This window comes from Aeromonas sp. FDAARGOS 1406, assembly GCF_019048565.1.
GTDB lineage: Bacteria > Pseudomonadota > Gammaproteobacteria > Enterobacterales > Aeromonadaceae > Aeromonas > Aeromonas caviae.
This window is the reverse complement of sequence record NZ_CP077378.1, coordinates 3,196,573-3,214,215: the sequence shown is the minus strand read 5'-3', so window position 1 is coordinate 3,214,215 and position 17,643 is coordinate 3,196,573. Positions and strand designations below refer to the sequence as shown.

The 17,643-nt window shown below is 60.1% G+C and carries 16 protein-coding genes; 9 read left to right on the top strand and 7 right to left on the bottom strand.

Features of this window, described 5'->3' with window-relative positions; translation table 11 throughout:
* Window positions 1-22: 22 nt before the first annotated feature.
* The 3 genes from aceE to ampD all read right to left on the bottom strand — a co-directional run bounded on the left by aceE (window position 23) and on the right by ampD (window position 4,380).
* Window positions 23-2,683: a pyruvate dehydrogenase (acetyl-transferring), homodimeric type gene (aceE, locus tag I6L36_RS15215; protein ID WP_109111854.1), complete on the bottom strand. Its 2,661-nt coding sequence runs from the start codon at window positions 2,681-2,683 to the stop codon at window positions 23-25.
* Window positions 2,684-2,766: 83 nt separating this feature from the next.
* Window positions 2,767-3,531: a pyruvate dehydrogenase complex transcriptional repressor PdhR gene (gene pdhR / locus I6L36_RS15210; protein WP_010675815.1), complete on the bottom strand. Its 765-nt coding sequence runs from the start codon at window positions 3,529-3,531 to the stop codon at window positions 2,767-2,769.
* 276 nt (window positions 3,532-3,807) lie between these two features.
* Entirely contained in the window at window positions 3,808-4,380 is a 573-nt protein-coding gene (ampD, locus tag I6L36_RS15205; RefSeq protein WP_109111853.1) for a 1,6-anhydro-N-acetylmuramyl-L-alanine amidase AmpD, read from the bottom strand.
* A 128-nt stretch (window positions 4,381-4,508) separates the two neighbouring features.
* Between ampD and I6L36_RS15200 the strand changes: the two genes are divergently transcribed.
* The 9 genes from I6L36_RS15200 to yacG all read left to right on the top strand — a co-directional run bounded on the left by I6L36_RS15200 (window position 4,509) and on the right by yacG (window position 12,226).
* Entirely contained in the window at window positions 4,509-4,979 is a 471-nt protein-coding gene (locus I6L36_RS15200; protein ID WP_104452204.1) for a TIGR02281 family clan AA aspartic protease, read from the top strand.
* A 3-nt stretch (window positions 4,980-4,982) separates the two neighbouring features.
* Window positions 4,983-5,846, top strand: coding sequence for a carboxylating nicotinate-nucleotide diphosphorylase (gene nadC / locus I6L36_RS15195; RefSeq protein ID WP_052814467.1), 864 nt, complete (start codon window positions 4,983-4,985; stop codon window positions 5,844-5,846).
* Between the two features lie 310 nt (window positions 5,847-6,156).
* A complete protein-coding gene (locus I6L36_RS15190) occupies window positions 6,157-6,600 on the top strand; it encodes a prepilin-type N-terminal cleavage/methylation domain-containing protein (protein WP_109111852.1) in 444 nt (147 codons plus the stop codon).
* Window positions 6,600-8,306: a PilB family type IVa pilus assembly ATPase TapB gene (gene tapB / locus I6L36_RS15185; RefSeq protein ID WP_041213997.1), complete on the top strand. Its 1,707-nt coding sequence runs from the start codon at window positions 6,600-6,602 to the stop codon at window positions 8,304-8,306. The genes I6L36_RS15190 and tapB overlap by 1 nt, the downstream gene beginning before the upstream one ends.
* A gap of 127 nt (window positions 8,307-8,433) precedes the next feature.
* Window positions 8,434-9,675: a type II secretion system F family protein gene (locus I6L36_RS15180; protein WP_010675822.1), complete on the top strand. Its 1,242-nt coding sequence runs from the start codon at window positions 8,434-8,436 to the stop codon at window positions 9,673-9,675.
* 77 nt (window positions 9,676-9,752) lie between these two features.
* Window positions 9,753-10,628, top strand: a complete 876-nt coding sequence (locus tag I6L36_RS15175) for an A24 family peptidase (protein WP_043154107.1) — start codon at window positions 9,753-9,755, stop codon at window positions 10,626-10,628.
* An 18-nt stretch (window positions 10,629-10,646) separates the two neighbouring features.
* On the top strand, window positions 10,647-11,261 hold the full coding sequence (gene coaE / locus I6L36_RS15170; RefSeq protein ID WP_109111851.1) for a dephospho-CoA kinase: 615 nt from the start codon (window positions 10,647-10,649) through the stop codon (window positions 11,259-11,261).
* 37 nt (window positions 11,262-11,298) lie between these two features.
* Complete coding sequence (gene zapD, locus I6L36_RS15165) at window positions 11,299-12,021, top strand: cell division protein ZapD (RefSeq protein ID WP_010675825.1); 723 nt, start codon at window positions 11,299-11,301, stop codon at window positions 12,019-12,021.
* A gap of 10 nt (window positions 12,022-12,031) precedes the next feature.
* Window positions 12,032-12,226, top strand: coding sequence for a DNA gyrase inhibitor YacG (gene yacG / locus I6L36_RS15160; protein WP_039040499.1), 195 nt, complete (start codon window positions 12,032-12,034; stop codon window positions 12,224-12,226).
* A gap of 57 nt (window positions 12,227-12,283) precedes the next feature.
* Here the strand turns inward: yacG and mutT are convergent, their stop codons facing one another.
* The 4 genes from mutT to I6L36_RS15140 all read right to left on the bottom strand — a co-directional run bounded on the left by mutT (window position 12,284) and on the right by I6L36_RS15140 (window position 17,630).
* Window positions 12,284-12,688 (bottom strand): 8-oxo-dGTP diphosphatase MutT, encoded by a 405-nt coding sequence (mutT, locus tag I6L36_RS15155; protein WP_174213873.1) that lies wholly within the window; start codon window positions 12,686-12,688, stop codon window positions 12,284-12,286.
* Between the two features lie 8 nt (window positions 12,689-12,696).
* Window positions 12,697-13,881: a tetratricopeptide repeat protein gene (locus I6L36_RS15150; protein ID WP_109111850.1), complete on the bottom strand. Its 1,185-nt coding sequence runs from the start codon at window positions 13,879-13,881 to the stop codon at window positions 12,697-12,699.
* 65 nt (window positions 13,882-13,946) lie between these two features.
* Window positions 13,947-16,667 (bottom strand): preprotein translocase subunit SecA, encoded by a 2,721-nt coding sequence (gene secA / locus I6L36_RS15145; RefSeq protein ID WP_109111849.1) that lies wholly within the window; start codon window positions 16,665-16,667, stop codon window positions 13,947-13,949.
* 57 nt (window positions 16,668-16,724) lie between these two features.
* Window positions 16,725-17,630 carry a M23 family metallopeptidase gene (locus tag I6L36_RS15140; RefSeq protein WP_041214001.1) on the bottom strand — a complete coding sequence of 302 codons (906 nt, stop codon included), beginning with the start codon at window positions 17,628-17,630 and terminating at the stop codon, window positions 16,725-16,727.
* Between the last annotated feature and the right edge of the window lie 13 nt (window positions 17,631-17,643).

The following is a 17,643-nucleotide window of genomic DNA, read 5'->3' as shown; positions in this document are numbered from 1 at the left end:
CCCGGCGCGACACTCAATCCTCTTACGCGTACAGCGGGTTGACCTTGTCGGCATCGATGCCGTACTTGGCGATGGCGTCGGCCACAACCTGCTTGTCTACCTCGCCGCGCTTGACCAGTTCGGTCAGGGCAGCAACCACCACGTAGAACTCGTTCACTTCGAAGTGACGACGCAGGTTGGCACGGCTGTCGGAACGGCCGTAACCGTCGGTACCCAGCACACGGTAGTTCTCGGTCGGAACGAAGGCACGCACCTGATCGGCGAAGGACTTCATGTAGTCGGTCGCGGCTATGGTGGCTTCGGAACCCAGTACCTGAGCGATGTAGGGCACACGCGCTTCGGCGGTCGGGTGCAGCATGTTCCAGCGATCCGCGTCCTGACCGTCACGAGCCAGTTCGTTGAAGGAGGTGACGCTGAACACGTCGGAACCCACGCCGTACTCGCTGGCCAGGATCTGGGCGGCAGTGCGCACGTGACCCAGGATGGAACCACAACCCAGCAGCTGTACCTTGGCCTTGGTGCCGGCCACGGTTTCCAGCTTGTAGATACCCTTGCGGATGCCTTCCTCGGCGCCTTCCGGCATGGCCGGCATGGCATAGTTCTCGTTCAGGGTAGTGATGTAGTAGAACACGTTCTCCGGGTTCTCACCGTACATGCGGCGCAGGCCGTCCTGTACGATCACCGCCACTTCATAGGCGTAGGACGGGTCGTAGGAGATGCAGTTCGGGATGGTGTTGGCCAGGATGTGGCTGTGACCATCTTCGTGCTGCAAGCCCTCTCCGTTAAGAGTGGTACGACCGGAGGTCGCGCCCAGCAGGAAGCCACGGGCTTGCTGGTCGCCGGCTGCCCACGCCATGTCGCCGATCCGCTGGAAGCCGAACATGGAGTAGTAGATGTAGAACGGGATCATCGGGCAGTCGTTGGTGCTGTAAGAGGTGGCAGCAGCCAGCCAGGAGGACATGGCGCCCAGCTCGTTGATACCGTCTTGCAGAACCTGACCCTGCTTGTCTTCCTTGTAGTAGGAGACGATGTCGCGGTCTTGCGGGGTGTACTGCTGACCGTGCGGGCTGTAGATACCGATCTGGCGGAACAGGCCTTCCATACCGAAGGTACGGGCTTCGTCAGCCAGGATCGGGACGATGCGCTTGCCGATGGACTTGTCTTTCAGCATCACGTTCAGGGAACGCACGAACGCCATGGTGGTGGAGATTTCGCGCGCCTGTTCACCCAGCAGCGGACCGAAGGCATCCAGCGCCGGGATTTCCAGCTTGGTGGTGCTCTCGCGCAGACGGGTCGGTACATAGCCCTTCAGTGCGGCACGGCGGGCGTGCAGGTACTTGTGCTCTTCGGTACCCTCTTCGATCTTCAGGTACGGCAGGTTTTCCAGCTGCTCGTCGGTGACCGGCAGGTTGAAACGATCGCGCAGGTGGCGCACGGAGCCCAGATCCATCTTCTTGACCTGGTGAGCGATGTTCTTGCCTTCGGCCGCTTCGCCCATGCCATAACCCTTGATGGTCTTGGCCAGGATCACGGTCGGCTTGCCCTTGGTCTGTGCAGCCTTGGAGAAGGCGGCGAACAGTTTGCGGGGGTCGTGACCACCGCGGTTCAGGGCGAAGATCTCCTCGTCGGTCATGTCTTTGACCAGCGCGGCGGTTTCCGGGTAACGGTTGAAGAAGTGCTCGCGCACGTAGGCACCGTCGCGGGACTTCATGGTCTGGTAGTCACCATCCACGGTCTCGTTCATCAGCTGGATCAGCTTGCCGGAAGTGTCTTTCTTCAGCAGCTCATCCCACTTGCGACCCCAGATGACCTTGGTCACGTCCCAGCCAGCGCCGGCGAACAGACCTTCCAGCTCGTTGATGACCTTGCCGTTGCCGACAACCGGACCATCCAGACGCTGCAGGTTGCAGTTGACCACGAACACCAGGTTGTCGAGCTTTTCACGCACGGCAACAGTCAGGGCACCCTTGGCTTCCGGCTCGTCCATCTCGCCGTCACCCAGGAAGGCGTAAACGGTCTGCTCGGAGCAATCCTTGATGCCACGGTCGGTCAGGTACTTCAGGAAACGCGCCTGATAGATGGCGGCGATGGGGCCCAGACCCATGGAAACGGTCGGGAACTGCCAGAATTCCGGCATCAGTTTCGGGTGCGGGTAGGAAGGGATACCCTTGCCATCCACTTCCTGACGGAAGTTGTCCAGCTGCTCTTCGGTCAGGCGACCTTCGGCGAATGCACGGGCGTAGATGCCCGGGGAGATGTGACCCTGGAAGTAGACCAGATCGCCACCGTCCTTCTCGTTGCGGGCACGGAAGAAGTGGTTGTAGCAGACTTCGTAGATGGTCGCGGAAGAAGCGAAGGAAGACATGTGACCACCCAGGTCCAGGTCTTTCTTGGAGGCGCGCAGCACGATCATCATGGCGTTCCAGCGGATGATGGCGCGAATGCGGCGTTCCATTTCCAGGTCGCCCGGGTAAGCTGGCTCGTCGCTGGACGGGATGGTGTTGATGTAGTCGCGGTTTGCCTTGGCAGCCACGTCCACACCGCTTGCGCGGGCTTTCTCGGCCAACTGTTCAAGGATGAACTGAGCGCGTTGCGGACCCTCTTCACGCAGCAGGGATTCCAGAGAGGCAAGCCACTCCAGCGTTTCTATCGGGTCCACATCGTTCTTCAGGATATCAGACATGGCTGGTTCCTATGTTGTTGTGATTGCACGGCATTGCACGGCGAAGGGCGCAAGCATTCGACAATTAAGAAAGCCTTGTGGGATTAGTTTTCCTGCTGACGGATCCGACGCATGGATCGCTGGATCCGGCTGTCTTCCCTCTGCATATCCAACAAGGTGTCCTCGATAAAGGCCAGGTGCTCATGACAAGCAGCCCTGGCCCGCTCCGGAGCCCCCGACAGGATAGCCTCGATCAGGCTCGCACGATGGCGACGGATCTTGGCGACCACTCCCGGACGGCGATTCAAAATTTCGTTATTGCGTAAAATGTTCTGCTCGAGCATGGGGCCCATGGCCCGCAACAGATGCAGCAGCACCACGTTGTGGGAGGCCTCGGCCACGGCCAGATAGAACTGGGTCACGGCGGCCGATTCGACCACCAGCGACCCTTGCTGACCGGCTTCTTCGATGGCGGCTTGCGCCAGGCGAATCCGTTCGAAATCAGCCTCGGTGCCCCGCAGCGCCGCATAGTAGGCACAGATGCCTTCCAGCGCGTGACGAAACTCCAGCAGGTCGTACTGGGCTTCCGGGTGAGTGCTGAGCAGTTCGAACAGAGGGTCGGCGATCCCCTTGCTCAGGGCATTTTGTACGTAAGTGCCACCGCCCTGACGACGATACAAGAGTCCTCTCGCTTCCAGGCGCTGGATGGCTTCGCGCAAGGAAGGGCGCGACACCTGAAACTGGATGGCGAGTTCCCGCTCGGGCGGCAACTTCTGGCCCGGCTGCAGGCTGCCTTCCAGAATCATGCTTTCCAGCTCGGCGACAATGGCGTCGGCCAACTTGGGCTGAGTTATCTTGATATAGGGCATGAGGCTACTTTGTTAAATTGGTATTACCAATTTTATGGTTGGGGCGAAAATTAGCAGAGGGCTTGAAAAAAGTCCACCCAAAAGATGATCTGAATCAAGAAGCTAGGCTGCCACTTTGGGGGTAAAAACGCGGAATCATGATATAGCTCATAGAAAATGGTCTGACCAATATCTGTGAGCTTGCTCACCGATAACATTTGTTCAACAGCATGAAAAATGGCTTGCTAGACAAGGCAAGCCATTGATTCTAAAAACACAAAATAATTTTTAGATTTTTCACTCAAAGTGAAGCTTTTCCCGATAGCGAGGCCATTCGAAACTGTCACCCGGATCCGTCTTGCGGCCCGGCGCGATGTCGCAGTGGCCGACAATACGGTCCGCCGTGATGGCGGGATAACGGTGAACAATCGCCCGGCTGAGGTCCGACAGCACCTCGTATTGCTTGTCGCTGTAGGGAAGCTCGTCGGTCCCTTCCAGTTCGATCCCGATGGAAAAATCGTTGCATGCCTCCCTCCCCTCCCAGATCGAGACTCCCGCATGCCATGCCCTGGCGCCAAAAGGCACGTACTGTACCAGCTCCCCATCGCGGCGGATCAGACAGTGGGCCGAGACCCTCAGTTGGTGAATACCGGCGAAATAGGGGTGAGCACCGGGATCGAGGCGCCCCAGAAACAGATCGTCGATAAAGGGGCCACCAAACTGCCCGGGGGGCAGGCTGATGCCGTGTATCACCAGTAAGGAGACATCATCCGGGCTGAGCCTCTCATTGTGATGGGGGGAAGGCTCCTTGCGGGCCTGCTCGCACCATCCTTCACGATCGATGGAAAACAGGGTTGTGGGTTGTGTCATCGTCTGCTCGACTCACAAATGGAAGCGATGTGCCTCTGGCGGGATGGGAAAACTGGGAACAAGTCTCTGAATTCATGGATAACGCTATGTTAGGCTGAGCCATTCAATCGCGCGATATGGGACACACTATGCACCCGATGGCACGCCGTCTCTGGCTGCTCGCCTGGCTCTCGCTGCTGGGTCTGCTGACCCTCTACTTTCATGGTCGTGAACAACCGTCGGTGACCGCCAGCGGCGATCTGCTACTCAAGGCCGATGCCAGCGGCCATTATCGTCTGGAGGGTGCCATCAACGACCAGCCGGTGCAACTGCTGCTGGACACAGGAGCAACCCGGGTGACCATACCGAGCCAGGTGGCCGCCCGGCTCGGCCTCGTCGCCACGGGCCGCAGCCGTGTCAACACGGCAGCCGGAGAGATCCAGGTCGAAACCGGCCGGATCGAAAGTCTGGCGATGGGTCCGCTGACCCTGTACGATTTGTCCGTCTTTATCAATCCGGCTGCCGACGGGGAGGAGATCCTGGTGGGCATGAATGCCCTGGGCAGGCTGGAATTGCGCCAGAAAGACAGGCAATTGCTTCTCAGACCCTTGCAGGAATAAGGCATGTTACAACAGGACATCCGCCGCGCCGTGCGCGCCGCACTTCTCGAAGACTTGGGCGATGCCCTCACCGCGCTGGATCAACCGGATGCCAGCGCCGACATCACGGCCCAGCTGATCCCGGCCGATCGCATCTCGACCGCGCGAGTCATCACCCGCGAGGCGGGCGTCTTCTGCGGCCAGCCCTGGGTCGACGAGGTGTTTGCCCAGCTCGGTGGCGAAGTGAAGGTCGAGTGGAAAGTGCAAGATGGTGAACGCCTTGCCCCCAATCAGGAGCTGTTCCGCCTCCATGGCCCCGCCCGCGTGCTGCTGACCGGCGAGCGCAATGCGCTGAACTTCGTGCAGACCCTTTCCGGGGTCGCCACCCTGACCGCCCGTTATGTGGCCGAGCTGGAAGGCACTGACTGCCGCCTGCTCGATACCCGCAAGACCCTGCCCGGCCTGCGCAGCGCCCAGAAATATGCGGTCACCTGCGGCGGCGGCAAAAACCACCGCATCGGTTTGTTTGATGCCTACCTCATCAAGGAGAACCACATTCTCGCCTGCGGCGGCATCCCTGAAGCAATCAGCGAAGCGCGCCGTCTCAATCCGGACAAACCGGTGGAAGTCGAGGTCGAATCCCTGGCCGAGCTGGAGCAGGCCCTGGCCGCACGGGCCGACATCGTGATGCTGGACAACTTCGACATCCCCATGATGCAGGAAGCCGTTCGCCTCAATCAGGGCAGAGCCAAGCTGGAAGTCTCCGGCAACGTCACCCTCGATACCCTTGCCGGATACGCCGCGACCGGGATCGACTTCATCTCGGTGGGAGCGCTGACCAAGCATGTGCGGGCACTGGATCTCTCCATGCGCTTTGTCGAGGCTTGAGCAAGCCCCATCCGTTGCTTGTGCCCAAAAATATTACAGGGCTCGATACTTGCAAAAGGCGCCATCGGCGCCTTTTCTTTATGCAGGATCCCACGACATAAGGAGTGTGAAGATGGGCCCTCCCGCCTCATGACAAGTGCCAATGGAAGCCATTTAATCTTTGATTTTTCTACACATTTCACTAAATGACATAAAAGTGGCTAACAAGGTCTCCGCCTCTGTTGCCAACCCGAAGCGCTCGGATAAGATACCAGCGTGGATAGCATTCCACCGGTGCTTATCAGGAAACATGGAAAAAAGGATATTTCACATGAAAAGACAGTCAGGGTTTACGCTAATCGAATTGATGATCGTCGTTGCGATCGTCGCCATCCTCGCCGCCATCGCTATGCCTGCGTATCAAAATTACAGCCGGAAAGCCAAGATGACCGAATTAGTCACAGCAACAGGAGCTCAAAAAACTGCGATCGAGGTGTGTGTGCAAACAAAAAGTGTGGCTGACTGTACCCCAGGCACCAATGGTATAGCGAATGTGACACCTTCTGCAGCAGCCTCAACTGGACTTCCAACTATTGCTGTTGATGTAACCGGTAATAACTACACGATTACGGCAGCAGCAAGCGCAGATCAGTCACCACTCACAGAAGGTGAAACATACAAGCTCACAGGTGACGCAAGTAATATCCCCATTGCTTGGTCAGGAAGCTGCGCGAAAGAAGATGGTAAAGCTAATACTGACTATTGCCCTAACTAATGACCTCTAGCCTCAATAGCGGCCTGGCCACCAGCCTGGCCGCTTCTTCCCTCCTCAGTGAGCCGGACTCACAGCGCTATCTGAGCCAGGCCAAGGCGCAGCGCAAGCCCTTTGTCACCTTCCTGATTGAAAACGACATCCTCGACAGCAAAGCCCTCGCCGATTTCTGCGAGCTGGAATATGGGGTACCTCTGCTTGATCTGGCGGCCTTTGATCTCGCCGAGATCCCGCAGAAATACCTCAATCAAAAGCTGATTGAAAAGCACCATGTCCTGCCCATCTACACCCAGGGGCATACCCTCTATATCGCCATGTCCGATCCGACCAATGTGTCGGCTCTGGAGGACTTTGGCTTCAGCTTCGGCCTGCATACGGAAGCCCTGCTGGTCGAAGAGAGCAAGCTGACCGCCGCCATCGGCAAGCTGATGGAGAGCGAGCAGGATACCCTGGGCATGGATCATATCGACGAGGCCGAGATCTCTGAACTCGAGGTCTCCGACGAGAGTTCCCGCCTCGACGAGAGCGTCAACACCGCAGACGATGATGCCCCCATCGTCAAATACATCCACAAGATCATGATGGATGCCATCAAGCGCGGGGCCTCCGACCTGCATTTCGAACCCTACGAGACCAAGTACCGGATCCGCTTTCGGGTAGACGGCATACTGCACGAAGTCGCCACGCCGCCGGTCAACCTGGCCAACCGCTTCGCGGCTCGCCTCAAGGTGATGGCGCGGCTCGATATTGCCGAACGGCGCCTGCCCCAGGATGGCCGCATCAAGCTCAAGATCTCACGCAACAGATCCATGGACATGCGGGTCAACACCCTGCCCACCATGTGGGGCGAAAAGATCGTGATCCGGTTGCTGGACTCCTCGGCCGCCCGGCTCAATATCGATCAGCTCGGCTTTGACGACCGGCAGAAGACGCAATACCTGCACGCCCTCTCCAAACCTCAGGGCATGATCCTGGTGACCGGCCCGACGGGGTCAGGCAAGACGGTCTCACTCTATACCGGCCTCAACATTCTCAACACCAGCGAGGTCAATATCTCCACCGCCGAAGATCCGGTCGAGATCAACCTGCCCGGCGTCAACCAGGTGCAGATCAATCCCAAGGCGGGGCTCACCTTCGCCAGCGCCCTGCGCTCCTTCCTGCGCCAGGATCCCGACATCGTCATGGTGGGGGAGATACGGGATCTGGAAACCGCCGAGATCGCCATCAAGGCCGCCCAGACCGGTCACCTGGTGCTCTCCACCCTGCACACCAACTCGGCGGCAGAAACGCTCACCCGGATGATGAACATGGGGGTGCCGGCCTTCAACATCGCCTCTTCGGTCACCCTCATCATGGCCCAGCGCCTTGCCCGCAAACTCTGCGATCACTGCAAGGCGCCGGAAGTGGTGCCGGAAGCCGAGTTGCTGGAGCTGGGCTTCACCCAGCAGCAACTGGCCGCCGGTTTGCGGCTGTTCAAACCCGTGGGATGCAAGGAGTGCTCGGGAGGCTACAGAGGCCGGGTCGGCATCTATGAGATCATGCTGATGTCCGACAACATCGCCAAACTCATCATGCAGGGAGCCAACTCGCTGCAAATTGCCGCCATAGCCCAAAAAGAAGGGATGCGCACCCTGCGTACATCCGGCCTCGAGAAAGCGCGTCTTGGCGTCACCAGTCTGGCCGAAATCAACAGGATCACCACCAACTGAGTTCGCAGTGCCCGAGTCATCTCGCCGGGTGAAGCCGCTGCCATCACCCCGATGACCTTCTTCAAGCCAAGATGAGCCGGACAGGCAGCAGCATCCGGCCACCGTCGCCCAATTGCAGGATGCAGTGATGGCCACATTAGCTCAAAAACGCAACGCACCGAAAAAAGTCTTCTCCTACCGCTGGCACGGCGTCAACCGCAAGGGACAGAAGGTCTCCGGCGAGCTGCAAGCCGACAGCATCACGACCGTCAAGGCCGAGCTGCGCAAGCAGGGCGTCAACGTCACCAGGGTCAGCAAGCAGAGCCAGGGGCTCTTCTCCAAGGGCGGCGCCAAGATCAAGCCGATGGACATCGCCGTCATCTCCCGCCAGATCACCACCATGCTCTCCGCCGGCGTACCCCTGGTACAGAGCCTGCAGATCATCGCACGCGGCCACGAGAAAGCGGCGGTGCGCGAGCTCATCGGCCAGATCGCCGCCGATGTGGAAACAGGCACCCCGCTCTCGGAGGCGTTGCGCCGCCATCCTCGCCACTTCGACGACCTCTATTGCGACCTGGTCGAAGCCGGGGAGCAATCCGGTGCCCTGGAGACCATCTACGACCGTATCGCCATCTACCGCGAGAAGAACGAAGCCCTCAAATCCAAGATCAAGAAGGCCATGTTCTATCCGTCCATGGTCATTCTGGTGGCCATCGTCGTCACCTCGATCCTGCTGCTCTTCGTCATTCCCCAGTTCGAGGATATCTTCAAGAGCTTCGGTGCCGAGCTGCCCGCCTTTACCCGGTTCGTCATCGCCATCTCCCGCTTTATGCAGGAGTGGTGGTACGCCATCTTTGGCGGCGCTGCTCTCGCCGTCTTCCTCTATGTGCGGGCCTGGCGAAAATCCCAGAAGGTCAGGGACAACACGGACAAGTTCATCCTCACCATTCCCGTGGTGGGCAACATACTGCACAAGGCGGCCATGGCCCGTTTTGCCCGCACCCTCTCCACCACCTTCTCCGCCGGTATCCCACTGGTGGATGCCCTGGTCTCAGCGGCCGGAGCATCGGGCAACTATGTCTATCGCACTGCGACCATGGCCATTCGCAACGAGGTGGTGGCCGGCATGCAGATCAACGTCGCCATGCGCACCGTGGATCTTTTCCCCGACATGGTGACCCAGATGGTGATGATCGGTGAGGAATCCGGCGCCATCGACGACATGCTCTCCAAGGTCGCCGCCATTTTCGAACAGGAAGTGGACGACATGGTCGACGGCCTCACCAGCCTGCTCGAACCCATCATCATGGTGGTGCTCGGGGTGCTGGTCGGCGGCATGGTCGTGGCCATGTACCTCCCCATCTTCAAGCTGGGCTCTGTGATACACTGACCCCCTCGACAGAGGGCCGGGCGGTACATTTCCCCCGGCCATCTGTCATCCCCGTTCCCGACACAAGCGATTGATTTATGGTGCCTTTGATCGAACTGGCCCAGGGCTTGCCCTGGCTCTATCTCTCCTTGATTTTCCTTTTCTCCCTGATGGTGGGCAGCTTCCTGAACGTGGTGATCCATCGCCTGCCCATCATGATGGAGCGGGCCTGGCATGCCGAATACAGCGACTATTTCGGTGACGGTGAAGAGACTCCTCCTGCAACCGGACGATACAACCTCATGGTGCCTCGCTCCCGCTGCCCCCACTGCGACCACCCCATAGGGGCACTGGAGAACATTCCCCTGCTGAGCTGGCTATGGCTCAGGGGGCGCTGCCGCAACTGCCACGCCCCCATTTCGGCTCGCTATCCCCTGGTCGAGCTGCTCACCGCCCTGCTGTCGGTCTCGGTAGCAGCCGCGCTTGCCCCCGGCTGGGGCACCCTTGCCGCTCTGTTGCTCACCTGGACATTGGTCGCACTGACCTTCATCGACCTGGACAAGATGCTCTTGCCGGATCAGCTCACCCTGCCCCTGCTCTGGGGTGGCCTGCTGTTCAATCTGGCGGGCGGTTTCGTGCCCCTGGCCGATGGGGTGGTCGGCGCCATGGCTGGCTATCTGGTGCTCTGGAGCCTCTACTGGGCCTTCAAGCTGCTGACCGGCAAGGAAGGGATGGGCTATGGCGACTTCAAACTGCTGGCGGCACTGGGCGCCTGGCTCGGCTGGCAAGCCTTGCCCATCGTGCTGCTGCTCTCTTCGCTGGCGGGCGCCATCATCGGCATCGGTCTCATCCTGCTGCGCAACCACCACCAGGGCAAACCCATTCCCTTTGGCCCCTATCTCGCCATCGCGGGCTGGATAACGCTGCTGTGGGGCGATAGCATCACCCGCTGGTATCTTGATGTCGTGCTCTAGCAAGAGGATCTCTGACCCATGTATGTAGTCGCCATCACTGGGGGAATCGGCAGCGGCAAGACCACGGTTGCCAACCGCTTTGCCGAGCTGGGCATCGAGGTGGTGGATGCGGACATCATCGCCCGCGAGGTGGTGGAGCCCGGCACCCCTGCTCTGGCTGCCATCGCCGCCCATTTTGGCCCGGATGTCGTTGCCCCCGATGGCCAGCTCGATCGCCGCCGGCTGCGAGAGCGGATCTTCACCGACTCGCAGGCCAAGGAGTGGCTCAATGCCCTGCTCCATCCCCTCATCCGCAGCGAGATGCTGCGCCAGTGTGCGGCAACCCGCTCCCCCTACTGCCTGCTGGTCGTCCCCTTGCTGGTGGAAAACAGGCTCACTTCCCTCGCCGATCGGGTGCTGGTGATCGATGTGGACGAAGCGACACAAATCGAGCGTACCTGCCGCCGCGATGGCGTCAGTCGGGAACAGGCCCAGGCGATACTGGCGTCCCAGGCGAGCCGCAGCGAGCGCCTGGCGATGGCCGACGACGTCCTGGACAACCAGAGTGGTACGAGTGAGACCATCGGACAGCGAATTTTCGCCCTGCACCAGACATATCTGGCATTTGCCTCTCAACAAGCCCACCAACTGTGAGTACACTAGGCCGGTTTATGGCTGGCCAGGATTAGGCATGATTTACGATTTTCCCCTCAATGAAAAAAGCCGGACCTATCTTCGTCTGGAGTCTCTGTTTTCCCAGATCCGCGACAATCTGGAGAGTGACCAGTCCTGGGCACATATCGCCTTCTTCAAGGGGTTGTTCGATTTGCAGGAGTTGCTGGAGCGTGGTGACCTGCGAGCCGATCTCATCAAGGATCTGGAGCGCCTCGGCCAACGCCTGAGCCACTGGGCCAGTCTGCCTGACGTCGATCTCGAGCAGATCCAGCGGATGCAGCAGGAGAGTACCCAGCTCTCCCGCAACCTGCTGAACTCCCCGCGCCCCGGCGCCCGTCTGAAAGAGGATCGCCTGCTCGGCTCCATTCGTCAGCGCTTCTCCATTCCGGGTGGTCTGTGCGCCTTCGATGTGCCGCAACTGCACCACTGGCTGGCGACCCCGGCCGTCACCCGCCACCAGCAGATGCAGCAATGGCTGAGTGACATCACCCTGCTGATGAACGCCATCTCCCTGTTGCTGCGCCTGTGGCGCGAGTCGGGCAACTTCAGCGACCAGGTGGCCACCAACGGCTTCTTCCAGGATACCGCCGAAGGGGCTGAACTGATCCGCATCCGTCTGGCGGGCACCCAGCCCTGCTATCCGACCCTGAGCGGCCACAAGAACCGCTTCGCCCTGCGCTTCCTGCCGACGACGGAACAGCAGATAGGCGACGTCTCCTTCCAGCTCGCCTGTTGTTGAGGAGCGCCCCATGGTGACCAAGGTAAAGTGCCCGACCTGTCAGAGCGAGATCGAATGGGGTCCGCAGAGCCCGTTTCGCCCCTTCTGCAGCAAGCGCTGCCAGCTGATCGACCTCGGCGAGTGGGCGGATGAACAGAAGCGCATCCCGGGCGAGATCAACCCGGATCTGCTGCCCGATCCGGAACAGGGCGATCCCTGGCAATAAACACTTCACGATCAAAAAAGGGCCCTCAGGCCCTTTTTCGTTGGTATCGATTCCCTTTCAGGCAAGCGAGGCCTGCAACCGCGCGACGATGGGGCCGTTGGCATCCGGGAAGTGGTATTCGTGCAGCGAGGCCAGTGGCACCCAGCGGCACTCCTGTCCCTCCTTGCCAAAGGGCTCGCCGTGGAAGCGGGTCACCTTCCAGATATCCAGCAAGACCTGCTTGTCGGGGTAGTCGTGGTGCAGCTCCATGAAGGGGGCACAATCCTGCACCCGGATCCCGATCTCTTCCCACAATTCCCTGTCCAGCGCGGTGAGCAGATCCTCCCCCGACTCCACCTTGCCACCGGGAAACTCCCAGCGATCCCCCTGATGGCGATCGGCTGAGCGTTTGGCGATGAAGATATCGCCCCGTTCGTTCTCGATGACGCCCACTGCCACCCAGATCCGTTTCTTCTGTTCCATCATTGTCCTCAGCGTAAACACGGCAAACGGGCGATCCAGGGGGCAAGCCGAATGGCCTGCTGATCCCCCCGGGCCCTGAAGAGATCCTGCCCGACATGCTCATTGCCCGGCGGCGCAACCTGCGGCCAGGGCACCGCACCGGGCGGAGTGAAACAACGATCGTGTACCCGCGCGCTCTGGCGCAGATAGCGCCATAAACAGTCCCGCAAGAACCACTGGTCGATGTTCGGTGTTTCCATGGTACTGGGCTGATAGCTCGCCATCAGCGGCGCAAGGGGAGGCAGCACACCGGCCACACCGCCCCACATGCCGGCCAGCACCAGATCGGTGTGGCTCCACCAGTCACGCATGATATGGAACCAGCGCCCCGATGCAAGCCAGTCATCAACCGCCAGCCGCTCCCGCAGATTCAGCACGGAGTCCGCATCGCGCACAAGAAAGCGCCCCACTCCGGGATCATTGGCGACCAGGAAGCGCCAGCAGAGGCGCTGACGCTGGGATTGGCCATCGGGCTGCACCTTTATCTCGGCGCCATGTTCCTGCAGGCAGGCCAGAAACCCCTGGGGGACACTGCCATCCACATAGAAGCGCACCCGCCAACCGGGATAGAGGTAAGCTGCGGCCAGCACATTGTCGAGCGCTCCCCGCAAATAGCGGGGCTGTGCTCCCCACAAGGAGAAGGCGATGACTGCCTGCTTCTCCCCCTGCTCCGCGAGCCAGACATCAGGCCCCTCTGTCGGCAGCACCCACCCCGCGACGGGCTGCGAGACGGCCTCATCCTTGAGAGTCAGGGCACGGGTTCCCGCTTGTGCCGCTTCTTCATGGCGTCCTAGCTTGGCAAGGGAAGTGCAAAGCCCGTCATGGACCAGATAATCATCCGGCTCGCGCCGCACCAGTTCGACCAGGTGCATCACGGCCCGCTCATGTTGTTCGGAGCGCGAGAGGCAGACACAGAGATTGCGCAGCACCTCCGTGTTATCGGGCGCGGACCGGTACACCAGCGTCAGCACCTGGGCCGCCGAGGCGGGATCGCCGGACAAAAAGAGGTAATAGGCAAACTGCAGTTGCAGGGGAACAGATTTGTTCGTCTCTGCGTTCAGCCTGCTCAGCACACAACGGATCGCCTCCTGGCGTCTCTCCTGCAGCCAGTGCCCATGTGCCTCCCCATCCCATCCCGCCGGCAATCTGCTCATCGTCCCCTCCTTGGTCCGAAAATGAATACACCGCCCGGAGGCGGTGTATTCATCATGGCAGGGTGTCAGGTCAGCTGACCGTGACAGTGCTTGTATTTTTTACCCGAACCACAGGGGCAGGGATCATTGCGCCCGATCTTCTGCTCGTCGCGCACGAAGGTGGTATGGCCCTCGGCCCCACCCGTATCCTCGTCAGCCAGCTGGTTTTCGGCCGTGGCATGGGTGTAGGTACGGGGAGCTGCTTCGGCCTGCTGGCGCTGCTGCTCTTCCATCGCCTCCACATCCCGCTCCTGCACCTGTACCCGGCTCAGGATGCTGACCACGTCGCGCTTGAGGGTCTCCAGCATCTGGGTGAACAGATCGAAGGATTCGCGCTTGTACTCCTGCTTGGGGTTCTTCTGGGCGTAGCCGCGCAGATGGATGCCCTGGCGCAGGTGATCCATGGCCGCCAGGTGCTCCTTCCACAGACCATCCAGCGTTTGCAGCATCACCGCCTTCTCGAAGTTGCGCAGCACCTCCTTGCCGACCAGCTCTTCCTTGTGGGCATAGAGCTTGGTGGCTTCATCCAGGATACGTTCGCGCAGCTTCTCTTCATACAGCTTGTCGTCTTCCGCCAGCCACTGCTGCAGCGGCAGATCCAGGGCGAAATCGGACTTCAGACGCGCTTCCAGACCCGGCACGTCCCACATCTCTTCCAGGGACTGGGGCGGGATGTACTCGTCGATGATGGCGCCGTAGACGTCGTCACGGATGACGTGAATAGTCTCGGAGATGTCGTTGGTGTCCAGCAGTTCGTTGCGCTGCTCGTAGACCACCTTGCGCTGATCGTTGGCCACGTCGTCGAACTCGAGCAGGTTTTTACGGATGTCGAAGTTGCGACCTTCCACCTTGCGCTGGGCATTCTCGATGGCCTTGGTCACCCAGGGATGCTCGATGGCTTCGCCCTCTTCCATGCCCAGCTTCTTCATCATGCCGGTCACGCGGTCGGAGGCGAAGATCCGCATCAGGGTATCTTCCATGGAGAGGTAGAAGCGGGAGGAACCCGGATCACCCTGACGACCGGAACGGCCGCGCAGCTGGTTGTCGATACGGCGGGATTCGTGACGCTCGGTACCGATGATGTGCAGGCCACCGGCAGCCAGTACTTCGTCATGACGCACCTGCCAGGCCGCTTTCAGCTCGGCAATCTGCTCGCTTGACGGGTTTTCCAGCTGGGCGATCTCCGCCTGCCAGTTGCCGCCCAGCACGATGTCGGTACCACGACCGGCCATGTTGGTGGCGATGGTGACGGCGCCGGTCTGGCCAGCCTGGGCGACGATCTCCGCTTCCATGGCATGGAACTTGGCGTTCAGTACCTTGTGCGGGATATTCTCCTTGGTCAGGATGCCGGAGAGCAGCTCGGAGTTCTCGATGGAGACGGTACCGACCAGCACGGGCTGGCCGCGCTTCACGCACTCGCGGATGTCCTGCACGATGGCCGCGTATTTCTCCTGGGCGGTCAGGTAGACGAGATCGCCCATGTCCTTGCGCACCATCGGCTTGTTGGTCGGGATGACCACGGTATCCAGGCCATAGATCTGCTGGAATTCAAAGGCTTCGGTATCCGCAGTACCGGTCATGCCTGCCAGCTTGTCGTACAGACGGAAGTAGTTCTGGAAGGTGATGGAGGCCAGGGTCTGGTTCTCGTTCTGGATCTTGACCCCTTCCTTCGCTTCGACCGCCTGGTGCAGACCGTCTGACCAGCGACGACCCGGCATGGTGCGGCCGGTGTGCTCGTCGACGATGACGATCTCGTCCTTCTGGACGATATAGTCGACGTTGCGCTCGAACAGGGTGTGCGCGCGCAGGCCGGCATTGACGTGATGCAGCAGGCTGATATTGGTGGCGGAGAACAGGGAGTCATCCTCGGCCAGCAGTCCCTCTTTCTTGAGCAGCTCTTCCACGAAGATCTGGCCGTTTTCGGTCAGCAGCGCCTGGCGGTTCTTCTCGTCCACCGTGTAGTGGCCGTCGCCGGTGTACTCCTCGGAGTCTTCCTTGTCCTGCTTGACCAGCAGCGGGATCAACTTGTTGATCCGGGTGTACATGGCGGAGCTGTCTTCCGCCGGACCGGAGATGATGAGCGGAGTGCGAGCTTCATCGATGAGCACCGAGTCCACCTCATCCACCAGCGCGTAGTTGAGCGGACGCTGTACGCGCTGCTCCGGCGAGAATGCCATGTTGTCGCGCAGGTAGTCGAAACCGAATTCGTTGTTGGTACCGTAGGTGATGTCGGCAGCGTAGGCATCGCGCTTCTGGGACGCATCCATGCCGGGCACGTTGCAGTCCACCGTCATGCCGAGGAAGGCGAACAGCGGGCGGTTGGCTTCCGCATCACGCTTGGCCAGATAGTCGTTCACCGTCACGACGTGCACACCGCGGCCGGTCAGGGCGTTCAGGTAGGCCGGCAGGGTGGCCGTCAGGGTTTTACCTTCACCTGTCTTCATTTCGGCGATGCGGTTGGAGTTCAGCACCATGCCGCCGATCAGCTGGACGTCGAAGTGACGCATGCCGAACACACGGCGGGAGGCTTCACGGACGGTGGCGAACGCTTCCGGCAGCAACTGCTCCAGTGTTTCGCCCTGCTCCAGACGCTGACGGTACTCGGCGGTCTTCGCCTGCAGTTCCTGATCGGACAGTGCCTCGAATTGAGGTTCCATCGCATTGATTTGTTTTACAATTTTGCGCAAAGCCTTGAGCGTTCTGTCGTTCCGGCTGCCGATAATCTTGGTGAGCAGTGTGCTAATCATGGGTACCAACTGTTTTGGTTATATAAGCGTTCCGTCACTGGAACCTGAAGAAAAAACCTAACCCCGTCTGGCATTCAGAAAGCGCGCGGGGTTGACCTGACGACCATCTTTCAACACTTCGTAATGCAAATGAACTCCGGTTGCACGACCGGTTCGCCCCATCAGGGCAATCTTCTGGCCCTCATCGACCAGGGTGCCCACATCCACCAGCAACTTGGAATTGTGGGCATAGCGGGTGACCAGACCATTGCCATGGTCAATCTCCACCATGTTGCCAAACTCCGGATGGCGCCCCGCCCAGCTGACAATCCCCTTGCCTGTCGCCAGGATGGGGGTGCCGGGCCTGCCGCGGAAATCCACCCCTTTGTGCATCTTGGCGCGACCGTTGAACGGATCGACCCGCCCACCGAAACCGGAGGAGATCCAGACACGCTCCTGCTTGACCGGTGAGCCGGGGATGAAACCCGCATCGGTGATATGGTGGTTCATGATGAAGGATTCAAGTACCGACAGCTGTTCTTCGCGGCTGCTGAGCTGACGGCTGAGGTGTTCCATGGAATCTTGCAGTTCACCCAGGCTGACTTCCAGGTCTGCATCGTAGGAAGGGCCGCCCATGGGGGGCAGCTCCTTGAAGTTGAACTCCTCGGGATCGAGGTCCGCCTTCTCGGTCAGGCGCTCGCCGAGGGCGTTGAGGCGACCAAGTTGTCCCTGCATGGTGCCCACCTGGGCGGCCAGCATGGCAAGCTGTTCGCGGGCTTCATCGGCCCTTTGCGTGGATTTTTGCTGCTGCGCCAGGGTCAGCGCCACTTCCAGCGCCTCCATTTTCTGCTGCCAGCTCTGCCAGAGCCAGCCGCCCCCCAAGGCCAATACAGTGAAGAGAATACCGCCGACCCAGGCCAGACGTTGTTTGGGTAAGTGCAACCTGCGGCGCTGCTTACCGTGGAGGATCAGGGTAATGCTCATAGAAATCTGTCTT